At 53.7% G+C, this 25529-nt stretch carries 24 protein-coding genes; 6 read left to right on the plus strand and 18 right to left on the minus strand.

What is annotated here, in order from left to right:
* Positions 1-4: 4 nt before the first annotated feature.
* The 16 genes from IMQ33_RS15095 to IMQ33_RS15170 all read right to left on the minus strand — a co-directional run bounded on the left by IMQ33_RS15095 (position 5) and on the right by IMQ33_RS15170 (position 18187).
* Positions 5-2572 (minus strand): fimbria/pilus outer membrane usher protein, encoded by a 2568-nt coding sequence (locus IMQ33_RS15095; RefSeq protein ID WP_196062227.1) that lies wholly within the window; start codon positions 2570-2572, stop codon positions 5-7.
* Positions 2573-2655: 83 nt separating this feature from the next.
* Entirely contained in the window at positions 2656-3333 is a 678-nt protein-coding gene (locus IMQ33_RS15100; RefSeq protein ID WP_065687066.1) for a molecular chaperone, read from the minus strand.
* A 93-nt stretch (positions 3334-3426) separates the two neighbouring features.
* Entirely contained in the window at positions 3427-3960 is a 534-nt protein-coding gene (locus tag IMQ33_RS15105; protein ID WP_065687067.1) for a fimbrial protein, read from the minus strand.
* Between the two features lie 499 nt (positions 3961-4459).
* On the minus strand, positions 4460-5008 hold the full coding sequence (locus tag IMQ33_RS15110) for a tyrosine-type DNA invertase (RefSeq protein WP_065687068.1): 549 nt from the start codon (positions 5006-5008) through the stop codon (positions 4460-4462).
* Positions 5009-5474: 466 nt separating this feature from the next.
* Positions 5475-6035, minus strand: a complete 561-nt coding sequence (locus tag IMQ33_RS15115; RefSeq protein WP_024529774.1) for a tyrosine-type DNA invertase — start codon at positions 6033-6035, stop codon at positions 5475-5477.
* 352 nt (positions 6036-6387) lie between these two features.
* Positions 6388-7122 (minus strand): SDR family NAD(P)-dependent oxidoreductase, encoded by a 735-nt coding sequence (locus IMQ33_RS15120; protein ID WP_065687069.1) that lies wholly within the window; start codon positions 7120-7122, stop codon positions 6388-6390.
* 4 nt (positions 7123-7126) lie between these two features.
* Positions 7127-7375 carry an acyl carrier protein gene (locus IMQ33_RS15125; protein WP_098928789.1) on the minus strand — a complete coding sequence of 83 codons (249 nt, stop codon included), beginning with the start codon at positions 7373-7375 and terminating at the stop codon, positions 7127-7129.
* 16 nt (positions 7376-7391) lie between these two features.
* Positions 7392-8195: a MaoC/PaaZ C-terminal domain-containing protein gene (locus IMQ33_RS15130; protein ID WP_196062257.1), complete on the minus strand. Its 804-nt coding sequence runs from the start codon at positions 8193-8195 to the stop codon at positions 7392-7394.
* 2 nt (positions 8196-8197) lie between these two features.
* Positions 8198-9448: a beta-ketoacyl synthase gene (locus IMQ33_RS15135; protein ID WP_098928793.1), complete on the minus strand. Its 1251-nt coding sequence runs from the start codon at positions 9446-9448 to the stop codon at positions 8198-8200.
* Between the two features lie 4 nt (positions 9449-9452).
* Positions 9453-10847, minus strand: coding sequence for an efflux transporter outer membrane subunit (locus tag IMQ33_RS15140; protein WP_370575375.1), 1395 nt, complete (start codon positions 10845-10847; stop codon positions 9453-9455).
* Positions 10844-12799, minus strand: coding sequence for an ABC transporter permease (locus tag IMQ33_RS15145; protein WP_196062226.1), 1956 nt, complete (start codon positions 12797-12799; stop codon positions 10844-10846). Before IMQ33_RS15145 ends, IMQ33_RS15140 begins: the two co-directional genes overlap by 4 nt.
* On the minus strand, positions 12792-13952 hold the full coding sequence (locus IMQ33_RS15150) for an efflux RND transporter periplasmic adaptor subunit (protein ID WP_196062225.1): 1161 nt from the start codon (positions 13950-13952) through the stop codon (positions 12792-12794). Before IMQ33_RS15150 ends, IMQ33_RS15145 begins: the two co-directional genes overlap by 8 nt.
* Entirely contained in the window at positions 13952-16087 is a 2136-nt protein-coding gene (locus IMQ33_RS15155) for a peptidase domain-containing ABC transporter (RefSeq protein WP_065687075.1), read from the minus strand. The genes IMQ33_RS15150 and IMQ33_RS15155 overlap by 1 nt, the downstream gene beginning before the upstream one ends.
* Before the next feature lie 24 nt (positions 16088-16111).
* Positions 16112-17059, minus strand: coding sequence for an ABC transporter (locus tag IMQ33_RS15160; protein ID WP_196062224.1), 948 nt, complete (start codon positions 17057-17059; stop codon positions 16112-16114).
* Complete coding sequence (locus IMQ33_RS15165) at positions 17059-17733, minus strand: DsbA family protein (RefSeq protein WP_065687077.1); 675 nt, start codon at positions 17731-17733, stop codon at positions 17059-17061. The genes IMQ33_RS15160 and IMQ33_RS15165 overlap by 1 nt, the downstream gene beginning before the upstream one ends.
* Before the next feature lie 265 nt (positions 17734-17998).
* Positions 17999-18187 (minus strand): DUF4762 family protein, encoded by a 189-nt coding sequence (locus tag IMQ33_RS15170; protein ID WP_071784393.1) that lies wholly within the window; start codon positions 18185-18187, stop codon positions 17999-18001.
* 609 nt (positions 18188-18796) lie between these two features.
* On the opposite strand from IMQ33_RS15170, the gene ppdD reads away from it, so the two are divergent.
* The 3 genes from ppdD to hofC are packed head-to-tail and all read left to right on the plus strand — an operon-like array spanning position 18797 to position 21879.
* The gene (ppdD, locus tag IMQ33_RS15175; protein WP_196062223.1) at positions 18797-19234 is read left to right on the plus strand and encodes a prepilin peptidase-dependent pilin; all 438 of its coding nucleotides are present in this window, start codon (positions 18797-18799) and stop codon (positions 19232-19234) included.
* Between the two features lie 12 nt (positions 19235-19246).
* Entirely contained in the window at positions 19247-20683 is a 1437-nt protein-coding gene (gspE, locus tag IMQ33_RS15180; protein WP_196062222.1) for a type II secretion system protein GspE, read from the plus strand.
* Positions 20680-21879: a protein transport protein HofC gene (gene hofC, locus IMQ33_RS15185; RefSeq protein WP_196062221.1), complete on the plus strand. Its 1200-nt coding sequence runs from the start codon at positions 20680-20682 to the stop codon at positions 21877-21879. Before gspE ends, hofC begins: the two co-directional genes overlap by 4 nt.
* Positions 21880-21940: 61 nt before the next feature.
* On the opposite strand, the gene IMQ33_RS15190 is transcribed toward hofC, so the two are convergent.
* Positions 21941-22984 carry a GMP reductase gene (locus tag IMQ33_RS15190; RefSeq protein WP_065687081.1) on the minus strand — a complete coding sequence of 348 codons (1044 nt, stop codon included), beginning with the start codon at positions 22982-22984 and terminating at the stop codon, positions 21941-21943.
* Positions 22985-23347: 363 nt separating this feature from the next.
* Here IMQ33_RS15190 and coaE point away from each other — a divergent pair, with 363 nt between their 5' ends.
* The 3 genes from coaE to yacG all read left to right on the plus strand — a co-directional run bounded on the left by coaE (position 23348) and on the right by yacG (position 25075).
* Positions 23348-23971, plus strand: a complete 624-nt coding sequence (gene coaE, locus IMQ33_RS15195) for a dephospho-CoA kinase (protein ID WP_024527160.1) — start codon at positions 23348-23350, stop codon at positions 23969-23971.
* The gene (gene zapD / locus IMQ33_RS15200; protein ID WP_065687082.1) at positions 23968-24720 is read left to right on the plus strand and encodes a cell division protein ZapD; all 753 of its coding nucleotides are present in this window, start codon (positions 23968-23970) and stop codon (positions 24718-24720) included. Before coaE ends, zapD begins: the two co-directional genes overlap by 4 nt.
* Positions 24721-24877: 157 nt before the next feature.
* Positions 24878-25075 (plus strand): DNA gyrase inhibitor YacG, encoded by a 198-nt coding sequence (yacG, locus tag IMQ33_RS15205; RefSeq protein WP_226906633.1) that lies wholly within the window; start codon positions 24878-24880, stop codon positions 25073-25075.
* Between the two features lie 40 nt (positions 25076-25115).
* Here the strand turns inward: yacG and mutT are convergent, their stop codons facing one another.
* Positions 25116-25517 carry an 8-oxo-dGTP diphosphatase MutT gene (gene mutT, locus IMQ33_RS15210; RefSeq protein ID WP_065687084.1) on the minus strand — a complete coding sequence of 134 codons (402 nt, stop codon included), beginning with the start codon at positions 25515-25517 and terminating at the stop codon, positions 25116-25118.
* Positions 25518-25529: the final 12 nt, after the last annotated feature.

The raw sequence follows: 25529 nt of genomic DNA on the forward strand, positions 1-25529 counted from the left end.
TTCCTTACCGGCACTGCGCATTCAGCATCTGAATGCCAGCACTTTCCGTTGTCTGTTTTGTCAGTGAGTAACTCACCTGACACTGTTGGTCTGAACCGCTGCCCCACTTCACATTCAGGCTGCCGCTGTCTGCCATCCCGGTCAGATAAACCTGGCCACCGTCCCCGACGATAAAGCCCTGTGCTGTTTGCTGTGCCGGATCGCTCACCGTGGCACCGAACGGTACCGGTGCGCCGCCCTGGCGTAACAGCGTCATCAGTATTCGCTGGCCCACGTTGGCCTGGAAGTTGGCTCGAACTACAGCACCACGGGTTGGCACCACGTTCTGAGAGGTCAACTCCACCTCAACGTTATCCGCCATAGTTTCGGTATTCAGCTGCACCTGATTCTTGCGATAAGGGCTGACGTACGGCACGATGGCATAACCACGCCAGTCGGTTTTAACCCCGGTCTGGTTGTTAACCCCCGTGCCACCGGCTCCTGGTGCTTTCACCAGCGCAATGGTTTCCCCCAACGGCTGGCCGAAGGTCACCCCGTCCTGATGCGCTATAATGCCGCCCTGCAGGCCGTAGTTGAGTCGTTGACTGTTGCGATCGTAGGCATAGCCCGCCAACACTTCCCCATAGGTACCGCGATAGTCGGCATTCAGGTTGCCGCCGTTGCCGATGCCCTTGTTGCCATAGCTTTGCTGTACGCCCCAACTCAGGTTGTTGTCCGCTAACGCCGTGCCGTTCAGGCCGACGGAGTTGTTGGTGGACCCCTTCTGGCTGGTGTTCAGGTTGTAGCTGGCATAAGTCCTGCTCAACCAACGATCCAGCGGTATGCTGACGTTAAGCGCAAAGATCTGATCGCGGTCATAAACGGCGCCACTGCTGTTGCCACTGGCCGTCGAGTTTTCGTTATAGCTGTAGCTCAACCCGTAGCTGATACCGTTCCAGCTGTTGTTATAGCCGGCACCAATCGAGCGTAAGGTACGATCGCTGTTCCAGTAATCTTCGCTGACCCAGTTTAATGACAGGGTTCCCGCCGCATCTCCCAGGTTCTGGCTGATGGTCAACTCGCTGCGGTTGCGCTTGCGGTCGGTGAGCCGGTAACTACTACCGTCACGGTAGGTGTCCAATACTTCCTGCAAACTGTAGTAGCCCGCGGTTGAGTAACGGTATCCGGCAATCGAGAAGTTGGTACCCGTCTGTACGAGGTTCTTGCTGTAACGAACTCGCCATGATTGGCCATCGGTTTTAGGTTGGTCTTGCATCGTAGACCATGCCTGGGTCACGTCTGCCGATATGGCACCGATGTCACCCATGTTCTTGCCCAGCCCCAAGGCCACAGACTGGTACTTACTGGCAAACTGGCCACCGCCGTAGGCGGTAAAGCCATTAGACAGACCATAAATCGCTGTACCCTGGCTAAACAGGGTCTTGTCTATGCTGTTGTCATAAGAACGGTACTGCCCGCTGGTGACCGAGTACTTCAAACGACCTTGACGCTGCAGCACGGGCAGCGAGGCAAACGGCACCACTATCTGCTGTTGGCTACCGTCGGCTTCCTTAATGGTCACCAGCAGGTCACCGCTGCCCCCGGTAGGGAACATATCGTTGATTTCAAAGGCACCTGGCGCCACGTAGGTCTGGTAAATCACGTAGCCGTTCTGGCGGATAATCACCTGCGCATTGGTTCGTGCAATACCCCGTACCATTGGCGCATAGCCCTTCAGGCTGTCCGGTATCATTTCGTCGTCCGAGGCCAACTGCCCACCACGGAACGGTACGCTGTCGAACACGTCCGAAGGCGAACTGCTATCCCCCAGCGTCATCTGACTTTTCAGCGCGATAATGTCACGCTGGGCATAGGTATAGATGGTGTCCCATTTATCCTGGCCGTCACTGCTTCGGCTCCAGGTCGTGTAATTACGCAACCGCCACGCCCCGAGGTTGACACCTGGCCGCAGGTTGACGTACTGGCTGTTGCTGTCTTGGCTATTACCATTACGTGCATAAGTGTTGGCACCGCTCATGCTGTAGTTGAGCAGCAATGCCGGGATACCTTGATCCCACTGGCTTTCAGGAACGTAACCACGTGCTTTCTGTGAGAGGGCTGCCTGAGGAATACTGATCAGCAATTGCTGTTCGCTGAAACGGAACTTGGCGCTGGCTTGGGGAATGGCACTGATGTTGGCGCATTGTGACTTGGCATCACCGAGCCCTGGGAATAAATCGGTTTTCACCCCCAAGGCATTAAGTTGCTCTACGCTCAGACAAGGTTGCAGATGCTCTTTGCCATCAGCCCCTTTTTGCATACTGAACGTCACATCCCGTGTGTCCTGCTGTTCGTTATTGAGATAGATATCGACCCGATAGGTGCCTGGTGCCTGACCTATGCCTTCCTCAAAAACCGTTAAATCTGTCGCCCCCTGGTTTGGGTTATCCATTTGCAGCAGTGCAGGGTTAAAATAGTCACGCGCCTGTACGCTAAAGGATAGGGTTCCCATCAATGCCAGCTGGGCAGCGATCAAATACGCCAGCCTGCTGACGCGCGGCGAGTGCCCGGCCTGGCTTTTATAATTATTCATCCGTTTGACTCCATTGCCTACAGGGTGAAACTACCCCTGTGTCCTGTGCCCCACAGCCTGTGGGGATCCCTGCTCTCTGAACGCTATAACGACGCGAGTTGCTCTTTGCTTACCGCCCCGTAATCATTGATAATTTTCCAACTGAGCGGGCCGCCGCTCACTCCGGTTGGCAGTGCAAAGCTTGCCGTACTCATCGGAGCCACATAGGTCACATCGCTCAATTTCTTGCCTGCAACCTTCACTTCATAGAAATTCATATAAAACGGCGTCGGGTTGGTCACCTGCAGGTTATTACCACTGCGTTGCCAGGTTAGTTTCTCTGTGACTTGCTCCGGCGTGCCTTTGATGCCCTGCGGGCGGTAAATCAGCTTGATGCGCGTTTTCACTGCAATTTGCAGCGTATTGCGGACTTCAGCTTTGCTGGCTGCGGGGATGGACTTGATGTTCATCCAATACAACGATTCTTTATCGGAGGACAGATTGCCCCCTGCACGCACCACGCGCAGGACGTTTTTCTGGTCGCCATCCAGGCGGAACAGCGGCGGGGTCACCACAAAGGGGGCTTTCTCAGCGCCACCTGCGGTGGTCTCTACCCAGGTCTGGATGAGGTACGGCCCCTTGTCCGGGTTACTGACGCTCAGTGAAGACTCCTTTTTACCGCCTTCATAAATCAGACGCGTACCGCCCACAATCACACCGGCCTGAGCAACACAGCTCATCATCAGCAAGCTCGTCAGCACTGTGGCAGGAATAAATTTCATACAAACACCCCGTGAAATGAGACATAAAGGCCAGCTCAACTGCCGCTGGCCTGAAATCAGAACAACTAATCTCTACGTCGAATTGGTAAAGTCTTAGTTGTAGTTAAGGGTGAAGCTAGCGGTGGAGTTCGCAACACCAGAAGTGATGGTGGAGGAGGTAGAGATATAACGTGCAACGAAGTTCAGATCGTTATTACCCACAACCAGTGGATATGATTTAGATGCGGTAAACAATGGAACTACAGCGTTAGCGTCATCGCTCAGCTGAATACCAACACCTGTTGCGCCACCAGCAGTCAGTGCCAGAACGGTGTTGTCACCAGACACAGCGATACCGTCAAATTTGACTGAAGCTTGAGTTGCCGCAGCCGGGCAACCTGTCAATTTGATGGTGAAATTGGTTGCGGAAGATTTAACACCCGCAGTCGGAACGCCACCCACGTTGAAAGAAGTGGTAGCGACTTCACCCAGATTCACTTGCAGTGGGCTGCCTGGGTTGTTAGTCACAACACAAGCGTCATCGGTGATTTTACCTACGAAATCCACTTGACCATCAGCAGCGGCAGCAGCGGTAACGGCAAACACAGAGGAGGCCAATACGGCAACAGCAATCAGATTCTTTTTCATACAACACTTTCCTTTAATGTAATGCACCCATGTGCATAGCAAAATTATTTGACATAGCCTTATGTCGTTCCCTGTTTATTTAGCTCCAAGCGAGAACCTCTCCCGTTAAATAACCCATCAAGCCGTTAAGCCTTATCTAACCGACGAGTCATTTTGAACTAAAGTGTACCGTCCAATTATTTATGCTGAAATTTCCTAGCCACCAGCATTAAACTTCAACCGGTGAACAATTAACGACCAAACATGAAACGTTAAGACTATCTACAGTGCCGAGGGGGATTTTTAGACCTATCAGTAGTGGGCTTGAACAGCCACTAATGGGGGAGAGCGCAATGATGAATAGTTGTCCAGAAATCAATTTAACACATTGATATTAAACATTATTTAAAAATTAGGAATGTTGCCATAACAAATTTGTTGACTCGCAAAAAGATAATCCTTAGAGTGCGTGACAGTTTAGTTCAAAGTGTACCGGGTGAATTAAATTATTACATTTTGTTTACCAGACTTCTTTAAATCTCCGCGCATTGCTGGCCGTATAAAGTACGGTGTGCTGAATATTCTTATGCCCAAGAAAATCCTGAATCAACCGAGTATCTATCCCGCGGTCTGCCAGCGCGAATCCACAACCATGTCGCAGCATGTGAGGATGAGCGTTAACCTCCAGACCAGCCAACTCGCTATAATTACGCATTAACCAGTAGATACGCTGGCGGGATAGATGGTTTCCCTTCTCAGAAAGAAATAACCAGTCGCTGTCGGCACCTCGATAAGTGCGTCTGACCTTTAACCAAGCGCGTAACGCTTTATGTTCTTTGGCATATAAAGGATGAATGGTGGAAAAGCCGTTTTTCAGGCGGTGGATATAAATGCTTTTGCCCTCCAAATCGATATCGGAAAGGCGCCAGCGGTTTATCTCACTGACGCGACATCCGTGGATAAAACACATCCAAATCAAACAGTAATCGCGTTCAGCGTGTTTACCATGCTGAGTAGCTCCTAGCAGACGCGCAACTTCAGAAGGAGTCAGATGCTTGCGATTATTCATAGTGCCTCACTGTGACTTTACTAAAAAATGTGCAGGGCTATTCATCCTTTTACATACCTACAAGATTCATAGGATCGCTGATGCAAGGGTTGCTACAGCTTCAACCTATCCCAGATCAGTATAGCGGAGAGGAAAAAAGACAACAGCCATGGAATTGCTAAGGATATCCGACAAAAAAAAAGAAACGCCATAGAAAAGCCAATACCCTATAAATTAAAGGATTATTCTTTCTTAAGTGAGAGATAAATCCGAAAAAACAATTCAATCACAATGCAATGAAATACCTTATCAATAATGAGCGCAGTAGCCAATATTGTATTTATATATTATATCTTCATGAGTTCCTTATCCATGAGTGCATAATAAATTAGGGGCAGTTATATATCTAATGTTAAACTCAACCAAGATTGGATGAGTCTAACCATTATAGATGAATTAAATAAACTGTTTTTCAAGCAGATTTTAATTATATTCTAATCGAGCGAAAACGCCCCGCGTTACTGGCCGTGTAAATTACCGTATTCTGAATATTTTTATGGCCCAGATAATCTTGGATTAAGCGAGTATCAATGCCGCCATCAGCCAGCGCATAACCACAGGCGTGGCGTAACATATGCGGATGCACGGGGACATTCAGTCCAGCAAGTTCACCATACTCGCGGAACAGGCGATGCATCTGCTGGCGAGAAAGTCGTCCCCCCTGGCGTGACAGAAACAGAAAATCACTGTCTGCTTCAAGATATTGCGGGCGCAGGGCCAGCCAACTGACCAGTGCAGAGTGCTCACGCGGCTGGATCGGATGTTGCACGGAAAAACCATTTTTCAGGCGATTGACATACAATTTTTTGCTGAGTAAATCCAGATCCTGCAGGCGCAGATTACAGAGTTCGGAGACGCGCAATCCATGAATGAAGCAAACCAGCAACATACATTTATCGCGGACGGTATTCTTATGATCAGGAATTGCATCAAGTAAACGCTGTACTTCATCCATGCTCAAAAACTTACGATTGGTGTTAGCCGACATGCGGTATTTCCCTATACACGTTTTTCCAGATATTGGATTTAACGACATAAGAAAATTCTGGTCAAGCTACAACCTGATGCTCAGCATAACTTTGTGGAATAAATCGAATTTCAGCGGATTTAGTGCCATTTATTCATTTCACCCCGTGGTAATAACGTGTGAAACAGTCTGTTTTTTGCACAGTCAATTTTAACAACGGTGCTTTATTTAACCGCGCAGATCGTAAGCTAAACTCACCATTTGATAGAAGGAGGGGGAGATCGTGGATGCTCTGAGGTGAGGCAATAGAGGGTTATCGAAAGTACTTGGGGTATGCAGAGATACCCCAATAGAAGAATAAATCAGGCTTGCTTTAGACGGTCAAACCCCCGTCAAGGATCAGGCTTTGGCCCGTCATATAACGGCTGTCATCACCGATAAGAAACGCGGTGGTACGCGCCACTTCGCTGGCTTTGCCCAGGCGGCGCAGAGGAATTTGTTTGCGCAGCGCCTTCAGCGCCTCCGACGGAATGGCCTGCGTCATCTCGCTTTCGATAATCCCGGGCAACAGGCAGTTCACACGGATACCAAAACGGGCCACTTCCAGCGCCAGAGATTTCCCCATGCCGATCATCGCCGCCTTACTGGCCCCATAGGCCGTTTGCCCGGTGTTGCCCTTGATACCCGTCACCGAAGACATCAGCACCATCGCCCCTTCCCCCTGCGCCATCATGGCGGGCAGCAGGTGGCGGTTCCAGTAGAAGATGGCGTTAAGGTTGGTGTCGATCACCTGCCGCCAGCGCTCACCGGTTTGCTGGATATGCAAATCATCCAGCGTGATCCCGGCGTTGTGGATCACTGCAAAAGGCGCTCCGAGGCGGGCCAGCAACTGCGGAGCCACAAGGTTCACCGCCTGCTCGTCACTGCCGTCACACACGCAGCTTTCCACCCAACCCGGCAAACCCGCGCAGGCTTCAATCACCGCCGCGCTGGCCGACTGGCCGCTACGGCAGGTGAACACCACGTTCCATTGCTTGGCCAGTTCTTCCACCAATGCGCGGCCAATCCCCCGGCTACCGCCAGTCACTAATACCCATTGTTTAGTCATAGGGTTATTTTTGCGCGTCGGCCAGGTTTTGACAGAGTTCACCCAGCGTCATAGTCGGCTGATTGATGAACATTTCGGCGTTGAGCGTGACTCCGAACTCACGTTTGGCCAATACCATCAGCTCCACATAGTCCAGGCTGTCCAGCTTCAACTGCTGCAGGGGCATCTCTGGCGCCAGATCGGCCATCTCGAGATCTTTGGCATCACAAATCATTTCCGTAACGGTGTCGTAAACCTGTTGGTAGTTTTCCATGGTTATATCCCTGTGGTTAATTGTCGGCCAATGGCCATGTTTTTAAGGTCACCGAGGTGACGAGCAGAGGCTGCCGCTGCGTTCTGGCCTCGATCACCGCGCGTAACACAAATCCGCTGCTTCGGTCCCCGATAACCAGCATCGGCTGAATGCGGTAGTACAGCCGATCTTCGGGTTCAAATAGCGTTTCGGGGTTGAATAATCGGGCGCTGAAGTGGGTTTCATGATGCGTCTGTACCACCGGGATCTGAGCAAACACCTCAATCAGCGTAGCGACCTGCAGTTCCGGCAGCGCCGTCGTCAGCGCCGCCAAGGTTTCCGGTGATTTCACCAGCAGTTGGAACAGCAGGGCGTCAAAGAAACTCCACGCTTGAGTGGCATCCGATGCCTGCCCCGGGAATGTCTGGCTGAGTGCCATCACCTCGTTAATGCTCAGTACATGCTCCTGTTCAGAAGCTGCCAGCGTTAACGGCTTAACCGGGGCCAGTTTGCTGTTGAAACAGCTTTCCTGCGTGACACTGTCCAGCATCTTGCCGGTGATCTGCTTGCCATTGCCCACAATCTGCAAGTGATACGGCGTCTGGCACAGCACCGGCCGGCGCATGCGGGTGCTGAAAACATAAAAGTCATGCTCCAGCGGAGTTGCAAGCAACACCTCACTCAGATGACGTTTCATGTCCAGCATCGCACGCATCCCGTGGACACTTAGCTGATCGGCCCCCATTTTGCGCACGTGCTGCAGATCAAAATGGATCGGGTTGTAGTCGCCGGAAAAGGCGGCCCACTCTTCAGCATCACGCAGGGTGTAGTTGAGGATCATGCTCATGCCTGCCCGATAACCAAGGCCGCGTTAGCGCCACCGAAACCAAAGCTCAGATTCAAGATGTTCTGTAACCGGGCCGGGCGATGCCCTTCGCTGATATAGTCCAGATCGCACTCCGGATCGGCATTTTTCAGGTGACAGGTGGCGGGCATCAGCTGATGCTGCAACGCTTGCAGACAGATGATGGATTCAAAGCTGCCTGCCGCCGCAATCAGATGCCCGGAGTAAGACTTGGTGCTGGAAAGCGGCGTGCTGTAGGCCGCCTCGCCGAAGGCCAGCTTGATCGCCTGGGTTTCATTCAGATCGTTGAGGGGCGTAGAGGTGCCATGCGCATTGATATAGTCAATCTCCTCCGCCGTTACCCCGGCCTGGCGCAAGGCATGCTGGATGGTTTTCACCCGGGCAATCTTGTCTTCCGCCGGTGCGGTAAAGTCGAAGGCATCAGAGTAATTGCCGTAGCCCTTGATTTCCCCCAAGATGGTTGCCCCACGCGCCAGTGCGGCTTCGCGCTCTTCCAGGCACAACACGGCAGCACCTTCGGAAAGGACAAAGCCGTTGCGATCCAGGCTGAATGGGCAGCAGGCCTTGCTGGCATCATCCTGCTCACTCGCCAAGGCGCGCAGGATATCGATGTTCCACACGGCAGCATCGGTACACAACGACTCACCTGCCCCGGCCAGCATCATCGAGGCACGGCCACTGCGGATCACCTCAAACGCATCGCCGATGGCGATCGTCCCGGTAGCACAAGCAGCAATCGGGCTATTCTGATAGCCGCGCAGTCCCCAAAACAGGCTACAGGCCGCCGTTGCGGCATTCGGCATGGACAGGAAACAGCCAAAAGGCGAACCCAACCCGGTGCGCAGATAGCCTTCGTAATTAATATGGGTTTCATCCTGACCCGCCCAGCCGCTGCCGATGATGGTGCCGCACTCAAGCAGATCGTAATAGGCCGCCGGGCTCTCCCCGTGGAAGGCCATCTCCATCGCTTCGCGGGCCGCCCCCAACGCCAGGCGGGCAAAGCGTGGCAGGCGGCGACGGATCGCTGCAGGAACGCCCTTCAGGCTGGGTTCATCGTCGATCACCCCGAAGAAACGCGACTGGATCCCCACGGCGGACCGATCGAAATACCGGTAGCCCAACTGATAATCCATAATCGCCGCCCAGCTTTGCTCGGCATTCATCCCCAATGGCGTGACCGCACCAAAGCCTGTAACCACCACGCGACGTGACAAAGCATCTTTATTCATGATCTCATCCTGTTATATCACTGTCTTTTTCCACACCGCCGCCCAACGCCAGCCACAGCTTCATGGTGGCATTGAGGTAGTTGTACTGCAGATCTGACAAATTGGTTTCGATGGTCAGCAGATCGTCCTCAGCATCCAGTAGGCTCTGGAATGAGACGGCCCCCGCCTGGTACTGGCTTCTGGCCAATACCAGGCGCTGCTGGCTAAGCTGCAGATTCTGTTGCTGATTGATTTTTTGCTGTTGATAGCTAAGGCGTTGCGACATGGCGTTATCCACATCGGCAAGCGCGTTGTAGACCTGGCTGCGAAAGACGATCGCCGCCTGTTTGACGTCCAAATCCGACTTCTCAATGGTCAATTGCACCGTGTTCCATTGCACAAACGGCAACGCAGCGTTGGCTCCCAGCGTCCTGACCGGATCGCTGAACCATTGAGAGAAAATGCTGCTGGCAGAACCGAGTGAGGCCGCCAGTGACAGCGATGGGTAGAAGCTCAAACGCTGCACGTCCGAACCTGCCAGAGCTGCGCGCAGGCGCCCTTCCGCCGCCTTCACGTCAGGGCGACGGGCAATGACTTCAACCGGCAACAACTTGGCGATCGGCACATCCTGATTGATGTCCAGCGAGCTGCGCTCTGCCTGACGATCGGTGGGCGAACGGTTAAACAGGATCGCCAGCGCATTACGGTTCTCTTCCCGCTGCTGTTGCAGCGTGCGATAGGTGTTTTCACGATTGATCAGCGATTGCTGCGCCTGTAACAGATCGAGCTGCCCGGCGGCACCGGAAGCATAGCGTGACTGCACCAGAGCCAGCGTCTGCTGCCCAATTGCCAGCCCCGCTTGCTGCTGTTTTATCTTCTGGTTGAGGTTGGCAATCTGCCAATAATATTGCGCCGTATTGCCGATCAGCGTCAGCGCGGTGTTTTGCCGATCCTGCTCCGTGGCTTCAGCCTGCCACTGCGCCTGTTCTCTGGCACGTGCCAATTTCCCCCACAGATCCAGCTCATAGCTCAGCGACAACGTCGTGCTGTAAGACTCCGTCGGAGTAGTATTATTCCGCAGGTTTTTGCTGTTGTTGGCGCTACCCGTCACTGAAACGTCAGGCGTTAAATTGGTATCGGTTAACCCAGCCGCCAATCGGGCCTGCTGGAGCTGTATGCCCGCGATGGCCAGATCGTTGTTGCTGGTCAGCGCGCGTCCGATCAGCATCGAGAGCTGTGGATCCGCGAAGTTATCCCACCAGTGGTCAGTGTGTTGCAGATAGCCAGAACCGGTATCCTGCACTCGCCACTCGGCGGGCACCGACAGCATTGGCCGCTGATAATCGCTTTTCGTCAAGGAACCACAACCGCCCAGCAGCAGGGGCAACAAGATGGCTAGAGAGAATTTGTTCATCATCATTCGCGCGCCAGCGCCTCCGTGGGATGAAGACGTGCCGCATTGCGCGCCGGGAAAAAGCCAAAACCCAGGCCGATCAGTGCAGAGAATCCGCAGGCAAGTACCAACGGTGGCCAGGTAAAGATCATCGAGAACTCTTGAGTCACCTGGGAGAAAATTACCCCGGCCAACCCGGAGCCAATAATGCCGATCAGCCCTCCCAGCGAGCAGATCACCATCGCTTCAATCAGGAACTGGCGCATGATGTCCGCTGGCCGTGCGCCGACCGAAAGACGAATGCCAATCTCGTGGGTGCGTTCGGTGACCGACACCAGCATGATATTCATCACGCCAACCCCGCCCACCAGCAGCGAAATCCCGGCAATGGCGGTGATCAGCAGATTCATGGAGTCCGATGCCTTGCGGATGGCCTGCGTCATCTGATCGTTGGTCTGGGTGTAAAAGTCACGCTGGCCATGAGCCTGTTCTAATAGTTTTTCCACGAGCCCCTGTACTTCATGCGGTGAAAGCCCGTCACGTACACGCAAGGTCATAGACTCGATCGGCATATCACCAGACATGCGCTCCAGCAGCGCGGTATAGGGCATCCAGGCGCCCAGCATCATGCCGCTGAATTTGCCGCCTTTACGCTCGGCAACGCCGATCACCCGGTAAGGCGTACCGCCAAGCTGGATGATTTCCCCTTCTGGTGTTTCATCCGTTTCAAACAGCGTATCGCGTAATTCCGGATCAATAATCACCACCGGTTCCCGCTCGTCCAGATCGCGCTGGGTAAAACCGTTACCAGAGATAAAATGCAGGCCCTGCACGCGGAAATAGGCATTGCTGATGCCGGAAATCGCCACCGTAACCTCTTTGCCACCGCGCACCGCGGTCACCGCAGTGCTGACCACTGGCGATACACTGTCGACATAAGGCTGGCGAGCCAACAGCTCTACATCGGAAACCTTCAATGCGCGCGCAAAGTCAGGCCGCACTTTCCCTCTCCCTTCACCAGGGCGGATTTCCAGCGTACTGTTGCCCAGTTGGCCGATCTCCCTGAGAATATTTTGCCTTGCCCCCTCACCCACCGCCATCGACGACACCACGGAGGAGACGCCGATAATGATGCCCAACATCGACAGGAAGGCTCTGGCACGGTGCCCCATCAGCGCACGCCAGGCCATCTTGATCGCCTCTTGCACACTCTGCCAGAACGGGTTACGCCCAGTAGCAGCAACCACCGGCAATACGGGACGGGTGTCCAGTGGCGCAACCGCTTCATTCCGCCGATCGTCAATAATTTCACCGTCGCTGATTTCGATAATGCGCTGCGCCTGATTGGCGACATCCCGATCGTGAGTGACGATAATGATGGTGTGCCCCGAGCGGTGCAGAGAGTGCAGAATTTCCATCAACTCCTGCCCACTGGCGCGATCGAGCGCCCCCGTCGGTTCATCGGCCAGAATGATTTCGGCCCCATTCATCAACGCGCGGGCAATACTGACGCGCTGCTGTTGCCCGCCGGAGAGCTGCGCCGGTTTGTAGTTCATCCGCTGTTGCAACCCAAGCCGGGTAAGCAGGTATTCGGCCCGCGTCTGGCGTTCCGCCGCAGGCATCGCGGTATACAGGGCAGGAATGGCGACGTTTTCGCTGGCGCTCAGATAAGGCATCAGATGATAACGCTGGAAGATAAACCCGATGTACTGGCTGCGTAACTCGGCCAACTGCTCACTGCTGGCGAGTTGGGTGGAGATGCCTTTGATCTGCATCTCACCTTCGGTGGGTTTATCCAGGCAGCCGATGATGTTCATCAACGTGGATTTCCCCGAGCCGGACGCGCCAACGATCGCCACCATCTCGCCCGGTTGGATGGAGAGGGAGACATTTTTCAGTACCGCTACGGTCTGCAACCCAGAAACAAAATGCCGGGAGATACCGCTCAGTGAGATCAACGCAGAAGATGGCTTAACCATTGCTAGCGCTCCCCGCCAATACCACGCGGTCGCCCTCTTTCAGCCCTTCTTTTACTTCGGCAAACTGGCGGTCGTTCAGGCCGATGCGCACCCAGCGTGACTCAAGCTGTTTACCGTTCATCACCTGTACCTGATAACGATCTTTACCCTGTTGTTCACCAAAGGCGGCTACCGGGACACGCAGGGCGTTCTTCACCTGCTCGGTAATGATAAATACCTGGGCGGTCATCGAAGTTCGCAGCAAGCGCTTACTGTTGGCAATAGCAAATACGCCGCTGTAATACACCGCCGAAGCCTGCTGATTGGAGGAACTTGATGCGTTGTCTTCCTGCAAAGCCTCATTGGGGGCTTCCTGGATCGAGCCCATCACGCTTTCGTAGCGCTGTTTTGGATCGGCCACCACGTAAAACCACAGCGGTTGCCCCACGCGCACCTTCAGGATATCGGTCTCCGAAATACGGGTGTGTACCGTCATGGTATCCACATCCGCCAGCACCAGAATGGTCGGGACGGTTTGTGACGACACGATGGTCTGCCCTTCTTTGGTGACAATCCCCAGCACTTCACCGTCGATCGGCGCAACGATGCGGGTAAAGCCCAGATTGGCCTTGGCCGTTTCCAGCTCCATCTGCGCCTGGACGATCTGCGCGTCGTTGACCTTCAACTGGGCAACCTGGGTTTGGAACTGCGCCTGCGCCTTTTCCAATTCGCTTTTCACCCCTGAACCATCACGATCCAGCTTTTGCTGACGCTTCAGCTCCTGTTGATACTGCTTGAGTGTTGCCAGGGTGACTTGCTTTTGCGCTTCGGCACTTTGCAGGGCAGCTTCAGATTTACGCAGTGCGTTTTGTTGCAAGGTCGGGTCGATTTCCGCCAGCAGTTGCCCGCGAGTGACACGATCGCCCTGCTTCACATACAGCTTTTGCAATTGCCCGTTAACCTGGGCACCAACGCTGACCTGCAGTGCCGGTTTAAGAATGCCGGTGGCCAGCACGGTTTTTTCGATATCGCCACGGGTGATCTCTTCGGTGTCATAGGTATGATCCTGCGCGGGTGTCGAGACGTACCAGACGATCGCGCCGATCAAGGCCACCAGGCACAGCAAGGCGAGCATTACCAGACGGCGAGCCTTGCCAAACATCTTCAGCTTCATCAGCACACCGCCGTAGTCAGTGTCGGTGGTGTTTCGACGCTGGCCACATGGCCATTGCTCACGCGGAACACCCGATCAAACATCGGTAATACGCTCTCGCTGTGCGTTACGGTGATCAACGTTTTATGCCGTTCGCGACAATGTGCCAGCAAGGTGGTCATCACCTGATGCGCCGTTTCCTCATCCAGGTTGGCCGTGGGTTCATCCAACACCAGCACCGGGCGATCGCTGTACATGGCACGTGCCAGCAACAGGCGTTGACGTTGCCCCAGAGACAGCCCAGCATGGCTTTCACGGATCAGGGCATTCAGGCCGCCCGGCAATTTCTCGATCACCGGAGCAAGATTCAGCCCCTCCAGCGAACGCTCAATCTGCCGATGCTTTTGTTCATTAAAGTTCTCATCAAACAGCGTGATGTTTTCCAGCACCGTGGCATTGAACAAGATGTCCTCCTGGCTTTGCAGGAAGAACAGCGCGTGCACCTGCTGATAATCGAGCGGCTGACCATCCACCATTACGTCCCCTTGCTGTGGTGGCATCAGGCCGGTCATCACCTTCAGCAAGGTGCTTTTACCCGCGCCAGACTCACCGACAATGGCAATGCTTTGCCCCGGCCTGAGCGACAGCGAAAGATCGTGTAGCACCGGTTGCTGGGCGTCATAGGCAAAGGCGATATGGTTATAACGCAGTTGCGAGGTGAACGACGGGATGGGCGCAGGGACCGCATCATTGCCTGGCGCCGGTGCAGAACGTGACGGAAACAGATCCCGGGCGCGGGTATCAATCACATTCAGCTGATTCTTTTGCAGGATGGAATAGAAAATTTTGGTGATGTAAGAGGTGAAGATTTCACGCACAAAGCTATAGGCAAAGAACTCACCCAGCGTGATAGTTTCGTTTTTCAACAACGGCAGCGCCAGGAACATAAACAGCACCATCTCCAGGCTGCCGATCAGCTGATACAGGCTGCTTTTGACCTGCTCGTACATTCTCTGCTGCTGGCGGCAGGTAAACAGCGCCAGGGCATATTTGGCAAACAGGCCCTTGCGTTGGCTATCGAGCCCGGCGGACTTGATGGTGGCGAACCCTTGAATGCTCTCAAGGATAAAGTCGCTCTGATCGGCCGTTTTGACCTGCATTTGCTGGGTAAAATAGCGGTCACGATAGATGGCCCAGACGCTAACCAGCCCCATCAGGGTGACACTGATGCCAGACACCATGGCCAGCAGCGGGCTCATATAGCACATCACCGCTAGCGCGATGGCACCGATGATCCAGTCGGTACGCAGGCCGTTATCCAGCTCGATTTTAATGCCCGAGGCCATCTGCCAACTGGCAAAACGGCTAAAGACGTCACCTGGTGCACGTTTATCAAAGAAATTCAGTGAATTACTGAGCAAGCGCGAGAAACCGGCCACGCTGTTGACCACCACGAAACGTTTAATAAATCGCTCGGTGATCCAACGCACGCCGAAGGCCAGCGTGGTCGAAACGACAAACGCCAGCAGGAAGTAAAAATAGGGGAAATCTGTTTTTCCCGCAGAAGAGAAGACCTGGTTGATGGCGCTACTGACCATCGTCGGCATGATAAACAGGGTTAACGAGATCAGAAACGCCAGTATCATCAATCGGTAAATGCCGGGGATACGTGCCGTTTCTTTCAGACTCATGGTGTCGAACATGCGAAAGCGTTTACTGCGCTGCACGTTGGCCAGCGCCTGCGGATCGGGCTGGGTTTCATTGTCCAGCACCAGCGCATAGCCGCTGATATCCAGTTTCAGCGCATCAATCGGCAACAGTTGCTGACCAATGCCCGGATTCATCACGCAGACATGGTTGCCTTTACGGTAGGCCAGCACCACGTAATGGCTGGCACCATAATGCAAAATGGCGGGCAGCGGCAGTTCTGCCAGTTCGTCATGCTCAAAAGCCACGGGATAAGCGGGCATCGCCATTTCGCCCATGATATCGCACAGTCTGGCCAGCGAGGTGCCATGCTGCGAGGCCGGATAGCGTTCACGCAGGCTTTCCAGCGAGACATCAATCCCCTGGGTTTCCGCCATCATGGCGATGCAGGCCAGCCCACATTCGTTAGTTTCGCCTTGAAAGACCAGCGTCGGGATTATCTTTTCCATGATCTGACTTCTTCAATTTCCGGTTTATTCATTGATAAAAAATAACGAATGTGCGTGCCATAACAGCCAGTCCTCGGGGTGCCGGACGATCGAACTCTCAACAATTTCCGGTAGCCTGGCTTTCACACTGCGCGCCGGCATCGGCGGCTCAATGTGGATTTTTATCTCTTTGTCGTAATACAGGTAATAAAACACCACCTGCGCCGACAGCGCTCGGGCAATGCGGATCACGCCGCTGTGCAGATTAGCCGGGCGATCAAACAGACGGCAACCGAGCTTTGCCGTTTGCGCCGTATTGGTATTGACGGTGTAATCCGGAGAGATATCCGGGAAAATCATGATATTGCGTTGATGATCGGCCGCTTCCATAATCGCGCCCATCAGATTGCCAGCAATTTCCCGGTTATCATCATGGATCGAGCAATAGGACAGGTTAACGCGCCCTAATTCCCGCGCCCTGGCGTGATACACCTCCACGCTCACGGAGACAATCGCCGTTGCCTGTCCCGGAAATACCCCGGCACCGACCATACCGGCCAGCACGTCAGAGAGCATATGCAGCGGTGCCAGCACCACCGGGTGCCCTGCCTGATGCAAAGGCTCGACGACCGCATTAAGCTCTGCCTGGCAGCGAGCCAGTTGGGCTGCGACCTGAGGGCTCTGACCATAGGTTGCGGCCAGCTCCAGTAAACGGCGGCGCTGGCTGGTGCGGGCAAAATTCCCTTGGTAGTCGGCCCCGAGCAGGGATTGCTTATTCGCCTCGGCCACAAAGGCACGCCGACGATCGCCCCGGTCATTTAATCGCAGCCAGCGGCTCAGCGCCGCCAGCCCAAGGAACCAACGGTAGTTGCCGTGGCGCAGCAGCCAACAAACCGTCTTGCCGTATGCTCTGCGCAAGGGCAACGAACCGCGTGCCAGGGTTGTGAGCGCCTCTCTCCACGCCAGATACACCCACACGGCAAATAAGCGCATTATTGCTCCAGCGGTTTGTCGTGCTGTAACAGTGACAGCAGATGATCGGCAAACTCAGGGAAATCGCGATCCTGCACGGCCATCCACTTTTTGTTGACGATAAACGTTGGGGTCGCCTTGATTTTGTAATGCCCGGAAACTTTGGTCATATAGTCCAGTAGCTCCGCCACCTGCGGCGTCTGGCTGGCCTTGTTATAGGCAGCAAGATCGATACCGTTTTTCGTTAACCATTTATCGCGATTGACTGGATTACTCAGATCGATTTTGCCTTTGATAATGGCGTCATAAGCGCTCTCACGGTGCTGTGGTTCAATGCCCATCACCGTCAGGGTGGCAAACAACGGGGCAAAGCTCGCCAGGCCATCATTGTTCAGGTTGGCGATATGCACACGGACCAGTTGAGTCCCGGCTGGCATCCGCGCTTCCATCTTGGCAACATTCTCTTCGTTCAAGGCGCAATAGTGGCAGCCGTAAGAGAAGATCTCGACAATCGTATTATCCGTGTTTATCGGGCTGGTTTTAACGTCGCTCTCGCTGACCATAGTCAGAGCCTGTTGTTCAGGACCGGCATTCTGATTCAGCACAAAATAGTGAAAATAAGCCGTGGTGATCAGCGAAGATATAATAATAACCAAAAGGGTATAGGCGAAAAGATAAAAGGGCTTCTTGAACATGAGCGCTACGTCCTAAATTACATATACCCAAAATCTTTCAAGGTTGCGTGTGAATAATCACAAACCTTTATGTATAAGGGTAAATCGATTAGCACTTAATAACGGAGGGATATTGATTGTTTTAGTCAGGCAGGCTGCAATAATCCTTGCAGCAGTCACATCCCTGTCCATTAAAAATGCACGAGAATCAAACAGGCTGATGCGATAAACCCTACCGCACCAGCACTGGCATTAGTTCCTGTCAGACAGGAAACCAACGTTTACATTATGGCTGCGCAGGGCAGCTGCTCAGCGCAACTGGCTTGCTGTCAACGCTAACAACTTTGCCATCTTTGTCTACACAAGTGGTAACAGCATTACAAGTGGTTGGAGTCAGGTTTACATACTCAACGCTACAGGTTTTGCAAGTGCCGCCAACGATTGTGCTAGCTTCAGAAACGTTTAATTTTTTCACAACATCATCCTTATATAAAAGTGAAATAAATAGCCCTAGTTATGTCTATCATCAACGATAGAACAAATCTACGCTCAATATAAAGGCACGATAACCCATGCCTTTATTAAAGCGCAGAATATATGATATTTATTAACTTCTTTGTTACGGCGAGGGCAAAGATACCGTGATCTCTAAAACAGATCAATGGTATTTTTATTGATAAATATTATATAAGAATTATATTACGGAATTATTGATGGAGGATTATTCTTATGAAAACAAGGGTGATTACCCATAAAATCAGAACCAACCCCTAGAGTTATCGCATTAGTTAAAAAAAGCCAAATACAGGATCATTCTTATTAGATAAGAATAATCACATTCCATGGGTGGAAAATTTTAGAGAAAAAATGGACGTACCCCAACTCAGTCAACGGCCCTAGCCGATGGGGTATAATCAAAAAGGCATCATCTCCTCACGGTTGTGAAGCACTACGCATTGTTTTTCAACGCCGCGTAACACGGACGTATTGCGGTGGAACAGCCACGCATAATCCACATTCCGCCCTCGCCACCCGCTGTTGGTCATTTTAACGTTGCCTCCTGATGACACGGAGGAAACAACAGATGGAAACACAACGCGGTTTTACCCTGATCGAATTAATGGTGGTGATTGCCATCGTCGCCATCCTCAGCGCCATTGGCATTCCTGCCTATCAGCGCTATATCCAGAAGGCCGCCATGACCGATATGTTGCAGGCCATGGTGCCGTACAAAATGGCGGTTGAATTGTGCGCATTGGAAGGCGGTGGCCCGTCAGGCTGCGATGCGGGCAGCAAAGGGATCCCTGCTGGGGCGACAACACGTTACGTCAGCAGTATCAAGGTCACCGGGGGAACCATCAACCTGATCGGCACACAGAGCCTGCAAGGCCTGACGGTGACTCTGGCTCCCACAATGGACTCCACCGGCCCCATGCGCTGGGCACGCCAATGCAGCAGTAGTAACACCAGCCTGCAGGAAACCTGCCAGGAAGTTTTCCGTTTTGATGATGCAGCGCAGTAAAGGAGGGGCGGTATGGAAATCAGCGATGAAATCCACGCGCTGTGCCAGCGCTATCAGGCACTGGCACTCAGCGAAGACGAGCAGCGGCTGACTATCGCCCTGCATGGTGAAATCCCTGCGGCACTGGTGAGCGCTCTGCGTTTCGCCACCGGCAAAAGCGTGGGGATTGAGCAATGGCCCGTTGCCCGGTTGGAACAGGCGCAGAACCAGCGGCAATCCCTCGCTCTGGTTCCACCGCCGGAAAATACCGAGGAGCGGCCCCCTTCGCTTAACGACGACAGCGACACGCCGGTGGTGCAATTTATTAACCAAACGCTGCGTAGCGCCATTCAACGGCGTGCCTCTGACGTGCATTTTGAACCTTATCAGCAACGATTCCGCGTCAGACTAAGGATTGACGGAGTGCTGCAGGCAATTGCCTCTCCCCCCTTTTCGCTGGCGGCCAGGATCACTGCCAGGTTGAAGATCATGGGGCAACTGGATATCGCCGAGCGCCGCCTGCCACAGGACGGCCAACTCAGCGTGCAGCTGGATAATGCCAGTTTCTCAATGCGGATATCCAGCTTACCCACGCTGCATGGGGAAAAGGTGGTACTGAGGATCCTGCAAACCGATCGCCAGGAATTGCCGCTCGAGCAGCTTGGTATGAGCCAGGAAGCGCTTGGATGCTATGCCAATGCCCTCTGCAACCCACAAGGCATGATCCTGGTGACCGGCCCGACCGGCAGCGGTAAAACCGTGACGCTGTACAGCGGGTTACGTCAGTTGAACGATGCACAGAGCAACCTGTGCAGCGTTGAAGATCCTATCGAGATCCCGGTGTTCGGTATTAACCAGACGCAGATCAACAGTAAAACCGATCTGGACTTCGCTCGCGTGTTACGGGCCCTGCTACGCCAGGATCCAGATGTCATCATGATCGGCGAGATCCGCGATAAAGAAACGGCAGAAATTGCCGTCAAGGCGGCACAAACCGGGCATTTGGTGCTGTCGACCCTGCACACCAATTCCACCTGCGAAACGCTGACTCGCCTGACCCAAATGGGCATTCCCGGTTACCTACTGTCTGCCTGCCTGAAACTGGTGATCGCCCAACGCCTGGTGCGGCGTTTGTGCCCTCATTGCCGCTATCCACAAGTTGAGATCCTGCACTTCCCGGCCACCATTTGGCAGGAACCCCTGATCCCGTGGCGTGCGGCCGGCTGTGAGCACTGCTTTGGCGGTTATTACGGCCGGATCGGCGTTTACGAACTGCTGAAGATCACGCCCGAAATCCAACATGCCCTGATGCAAAATGCCTCGGTGATCCAATTGGCCGATATCGCACAACAGCAGGGTCAAACAACACTGCTGCAAGCGGGCCTGGGGCTAGTCGCCCAGGGGACAACCTCGCTGGAGGAACTGTACCGCGTGGTCGGGGTGACAGCACAGGGTGAGAGCACGCCATGAAAACTCGCCGTCTGTTCACTTGGCAAGCCATCGACAGCCAAGGTGGAATTCGCCATGGCGAGTTGCTGGCAGAGGAGAAAAATCAGGTCTATCAGCATTTGCTGGAGCAAGGATTGCAGCCTTACCAACTGGGGGCGGGGAAACGGGTCTCTGCACGTCAATGGCGTGGCGAACCAATGATCCAATTCACCCGCCAGTTGGCTACCTTGTTGCAAGCAGGGTTACCGCTGGTCAACAGCCTACAGTTGCTGGCTCAGGAGCATCAGTCGGCAGCCTGGCGCTGTCTGTTGCTGGAAATCAGCAATAGCGTGGCGATGGGGCAGCCCTTTTCCGAAGTGATTGCAGAGCAACATCGCATATTCCCCCTAATCTACCGCCAACTGATCGCCATCGGTGAATTGACGGGCAATCTGGATCGCTGCTGCCTGCAGTTGGCACAGCAACAGGAAGCCCAGCAAAGGCTACAGAAAAAGGTGCTGAAGGCACTGCGCTACCCGATGTTTATCTGCCTGGTGGCCATTTCAGTCACCATTCTGATGTTGGTGATGGTGCTGCCGGAGTTTGCCAAGATTTATCAATCATTCGACGCCCCGTTGCCTTGGTTTACTCAAGGGCTACTGGCACTGTCCGGCGCATTGATCGCTACCGGGCCTTATCTATTGCTCACAGTGGCTGGGCTGGCAGGATTTTATTGGCGCAGGTTGCATCCGTTAGCAAATTGGCAGCAACGTGAGCAAGCAATGCTGCTACGTATCCCGTTGATTGCCTCTTTGGTCAAGGGTAATTGCCTGAGCCAGGTGTTCCGTATTCTGGCCATGACACAGCAGGCCGGATTGACGCTGGTGGCAGGGCTAGGCACGGCAAAGTTATCGGTGAATATTGTGTTTTATTGCCAGGCGCTGACGGCGATCGAACAGCAGCTCTCTCAAGGGTATCCCTTCCACAGCGCACTAGCTCAACAGCCGCTGTTTCCTTCTTTGTGCCAGCAATTAGTGCGGGTGGGGGAAGAGTCCGGCACGTTGGATATTCTGTTGGACAAGCTGGCAGTCTGGCACGAACAACAAACCTATGAACTCGCCGATACGCTGGCGCAAACGCTGGAGCCGTTGCTGATGATAGTGGTTGGCGGGATTGTGGGGACGTTGGTGATCGCGATGTATTTGCCGATATTCCAGTTGGGAAACGTGCTGGGGTAACGCTCTCTATTTTCGCGCTGTGTGATACGGGCACATACTGTGCCCGTACAAGGTCAGGCAATTATTTGCTGCCGAAAACGCGGTTTTCCTGCTCCGCCACGCGGATAAAGGTGGTGCGTTTGGTCAGCTCTTTCAGACGTTCTGCGCCCACATAAGTACAAGCAGAACGCAGGCCGCCGAGGATATCGCGCACGGTAAACTCGACTTCACCACGCAGCGGCAGCTTGACGGTTTTACCTTCCGCAGCACGGTAGCCGGCTACACCGCCCACATGGCGTTTCATGGCAGACTCTGAGCTCATACCGTAGAACAGCATGAACTTCTCACCGTTTTCTTCCACCACGGTGCCTTCACATTCGTCGTGCCCGGCCAACATCCCGCCCAGCATGACAAAGTCTGCGCCGCCGCCGAAGGCTTTCGCCACATCACCCGGAACAGAACAACCGCCATCGCTGACAATCTGCCCACCTAGGCCGTGTGCGGCATCGGCACATTCGATGACCGCGGAAAGCTGCGGATAGCCCACGCCGGTTTTCACACGGGTGGTACAGACCGAACCAGGACCAATCCCGACCTTGACGATGTCGGCACCGGACAGTACCAGCTCTTCCACCATTTCACCGGTAACCACGTTACCCGCGCAGATCACATGGCTAGGACAAGCTTCACGGGCTTTTTTCAGGAAGGCAACAAAGTGTTCGGAGTAGCCGTTGGCCACGTCGATGCAGATAAATTTCAGCGCCGGGGAAAGTGCCAGGATCTGCTTCATCTTGACGAAGTCGGCTTCAGAAGTGCCGGTAGACACCATCACATGACGCAATACAGATTCGGACGAGCGCTGAACAAACTCGGCCCATTGCTCAACGGTGTAGTGTTTATGAACGGCGGTAAGAACGTCGAAGGTTGCCAGGGCCTCGGCCATGCGGAAGGTGCCAACCGTATCCATATTGGCGGCAATAATCGGCACACCGGACCAGTTGTAACCTGAATGTTTGAAGGTAAACTGGCGCTCCAGTTCAACTTCCGAGCGGCTTTTCAGCGTGGAACGCTTTGGGCGGATCAACACATCTTTAAAGCCTAACTTCAAATCTTCTTCAATACGCATGACTTATGATTTCCTGGTTTTTGGCGACGGATCGCAAGGGGATTTCGAACCACTACCCTATGAATTTCAAGTTTTACCTTGAAAGGCGGCGGGTATTGTTATTGCCAGTTCCAGTGGTGTTATCATACGCACTAATAATCGCTCGGCAAGACTGCGATTTCGCCTTTATTTACGGTACAATCCCACAAATTTACCTGTGACATCCCAATGTGATTGCCGCCTCATTTTCTCGATCCTGCCGTTCAAATTATCCCTCTCAAAACGCCAACCGCAGGGCAAGTCAGACGCACCCGCTTGCACTTCTGCGCGATCGCTTTATGATTCGTTTATAATTTTTAGAGAATATCAGGATCCCCTTTGACCATGGCCTACCTAGTGGCATTAACCGGCGGTATCGGCAGCGGCAAGTCCACCGTTGCCAACGCCTTTGCACGTTTTGGCGTGGCCATTGTGGATGCGGATATCATTGCTCGCCAGGTTGTTGAGCCTGGAACCCCGGCATTGGACGCCATTGCGGCACATTTTGGTAATGAAATGTTGCTGGCGGATGGATCCCTCAACCGTGCGGCTTTGCGTCAAAGGATCTTCAGCGATCCCGACGAAAAGCGCTGGCTAAACCAGTTGCTGCACCCGCAGATCCAGCGGGAAACGCAGCGTCAGCTAGCCAACGCCCAGAGTTGTTACGTACTATGGGTAGTCCCCTTGCTGGTAGAAAACGGCCTGCAGGATCGTGCCGACCGCGTTTTAGTGGTGGATGTCGACAGCGAAACACAATTAGCCAGAACCATGGCCCGCGACGGCATCAGCCGTCAGCAGGCGCTGAATATTCTGTCTGCACAGGCCACGCGCGAACAACGTCTGGCCGTGGCGGATGACGTAATTGACAATAGCGGTAGCGCACAAGGAATTGAATCCCATGTCGCCGCATTGCATCAACACTATCTTGAGCTGGCAACCTCAGCGACCCGACAGGATCACACCGAATGAGTGACGCTTCCCCGACCGTTCTCTTTGAACACCCGTTAAATGAAAAAATGCGCACCTGGCTGCGGATCGAGTTTTTATTACAGCAACTGCATGGCCAAAGAGCGCTGAGCGAAACCGCTATCGCCCTGACCTTTTTCCGCACCGTTGCGGACCTGCTGGACGTATTGGAACGTGGCGAAGTACGTACCGAACTGCTCAAAGAGCTGGAACGCCAGCAGCAGAAATTACTGCAGTGGGCAGAATTGCCCGGTGTCGATATCTCAGTGGTCAATCAGCTACGCAGCCAGTTGAAGGGCTGTGCCTCTGCGCTGATGTCTGCCCCGCGTATGGGCCAGGCGCTGCGTGAAGACCGGCTGATTAGCCTGGTTCGCCAACGTCTGAGCATTCCTGGCGGCTGTTGCAGCTTTGATTTACCTACGCTGCATATGTGGATGCACGTAGCGCAGCATGAACGTGATGCCGACGTGGCAGACTGGTTGCAAACCCTCGAACCCTTGAATCAGGCGCTGACCATCGTGTTGGATCTGGTGCGCCAGGCCGGGCCGTTTCGCAATCAGATCAGCCTCAACGGCTTCTTCCAGGATAACGCCGAAGGGGCAGATCTGTTACGCTTGCGTATTAACCTGGCTTACCAGCTTTACCCGCAGATTTCCGGCCACAAGACGCGCTATGCCATCCGTTTCCTGCCGCTAGACAGCGAAAACGGCACAGTGCCAGAGCGTCTTACCTTTGAGCTGGCCTGTTGCTAGCATATGAAATTAACCTTTTATACCCTAAGAATTTCAAGTTGCAGCTAGGCACCAAGCTCACTCATCCTCAGGAGCTTACTTTTGTAAGTGACTGGGGTGAGTGAGTGCAGGTAACAACGCTGCAGCTTGAAAGGCGACGGGTATGAGGGAGAAAGGAATGAATATGACCGTAGTAAAATGCCCAACCTGTGGCAAAGGCGTGGTTTGGGGTGAAGTCAGCCCGTATCGCCCGTTCTGCTGCAAACGCTGCCAGTTGATCGATCTTGGTGAATGGGCCGATGAAGAGAAACGCATTCCCAGCAATAATGAGCTGAATGAAAGCGAAGATTGGAGTGAAGAGGATAAGGATCTTTAAAGTGGTGTTATTAGGCCTGGTAGCCCAGGCCTAAAATGCACTACGCGGCACTGGCCTGCGCCACCAACAGTTTGATGATACTGACGTTGGCTTCGGGGAACTCTTCCTCGCGCAGGTCGGCCTGTTTCACCCAACGCATCGGCTGGCCTTCACGGCCATAGGGTTCACCCGCCCAATCTTCCACCAGATAGAAATTCAGCGTTACGATCCGGTCAGTAAAGCGGTGCTCCAGCACCTCCAGCAGCCGTGCCTGATTGGCGTGGATCCCGGTTTCTTCCAGCAATTCGCGGCCTAATGCCTGCTCTGGCGTTTCGCCCTGCTCAATCTTGCCACCAGGGAATTCCCAAAAACCAGCCATGTGCGAATCCGCAGCGCGGCGTGTGATGAAGATCTCCTGCTGTGGGTTACGGATAATCCCTACGGCGATGTTCAGGTGCTTCATCGCATCCTCCAG

Source organism: Serratia sp. Res13-Sevr-LER1-36-b (assembly GCF_015673035.1).
Taxonomy (GTDB): domain Bacteria; phylum Pseudomonadota; class Gammaproteobacteria; order Enterobacterales; family Enterobacteriaceae; genus Chania; species Chania fonticola_C.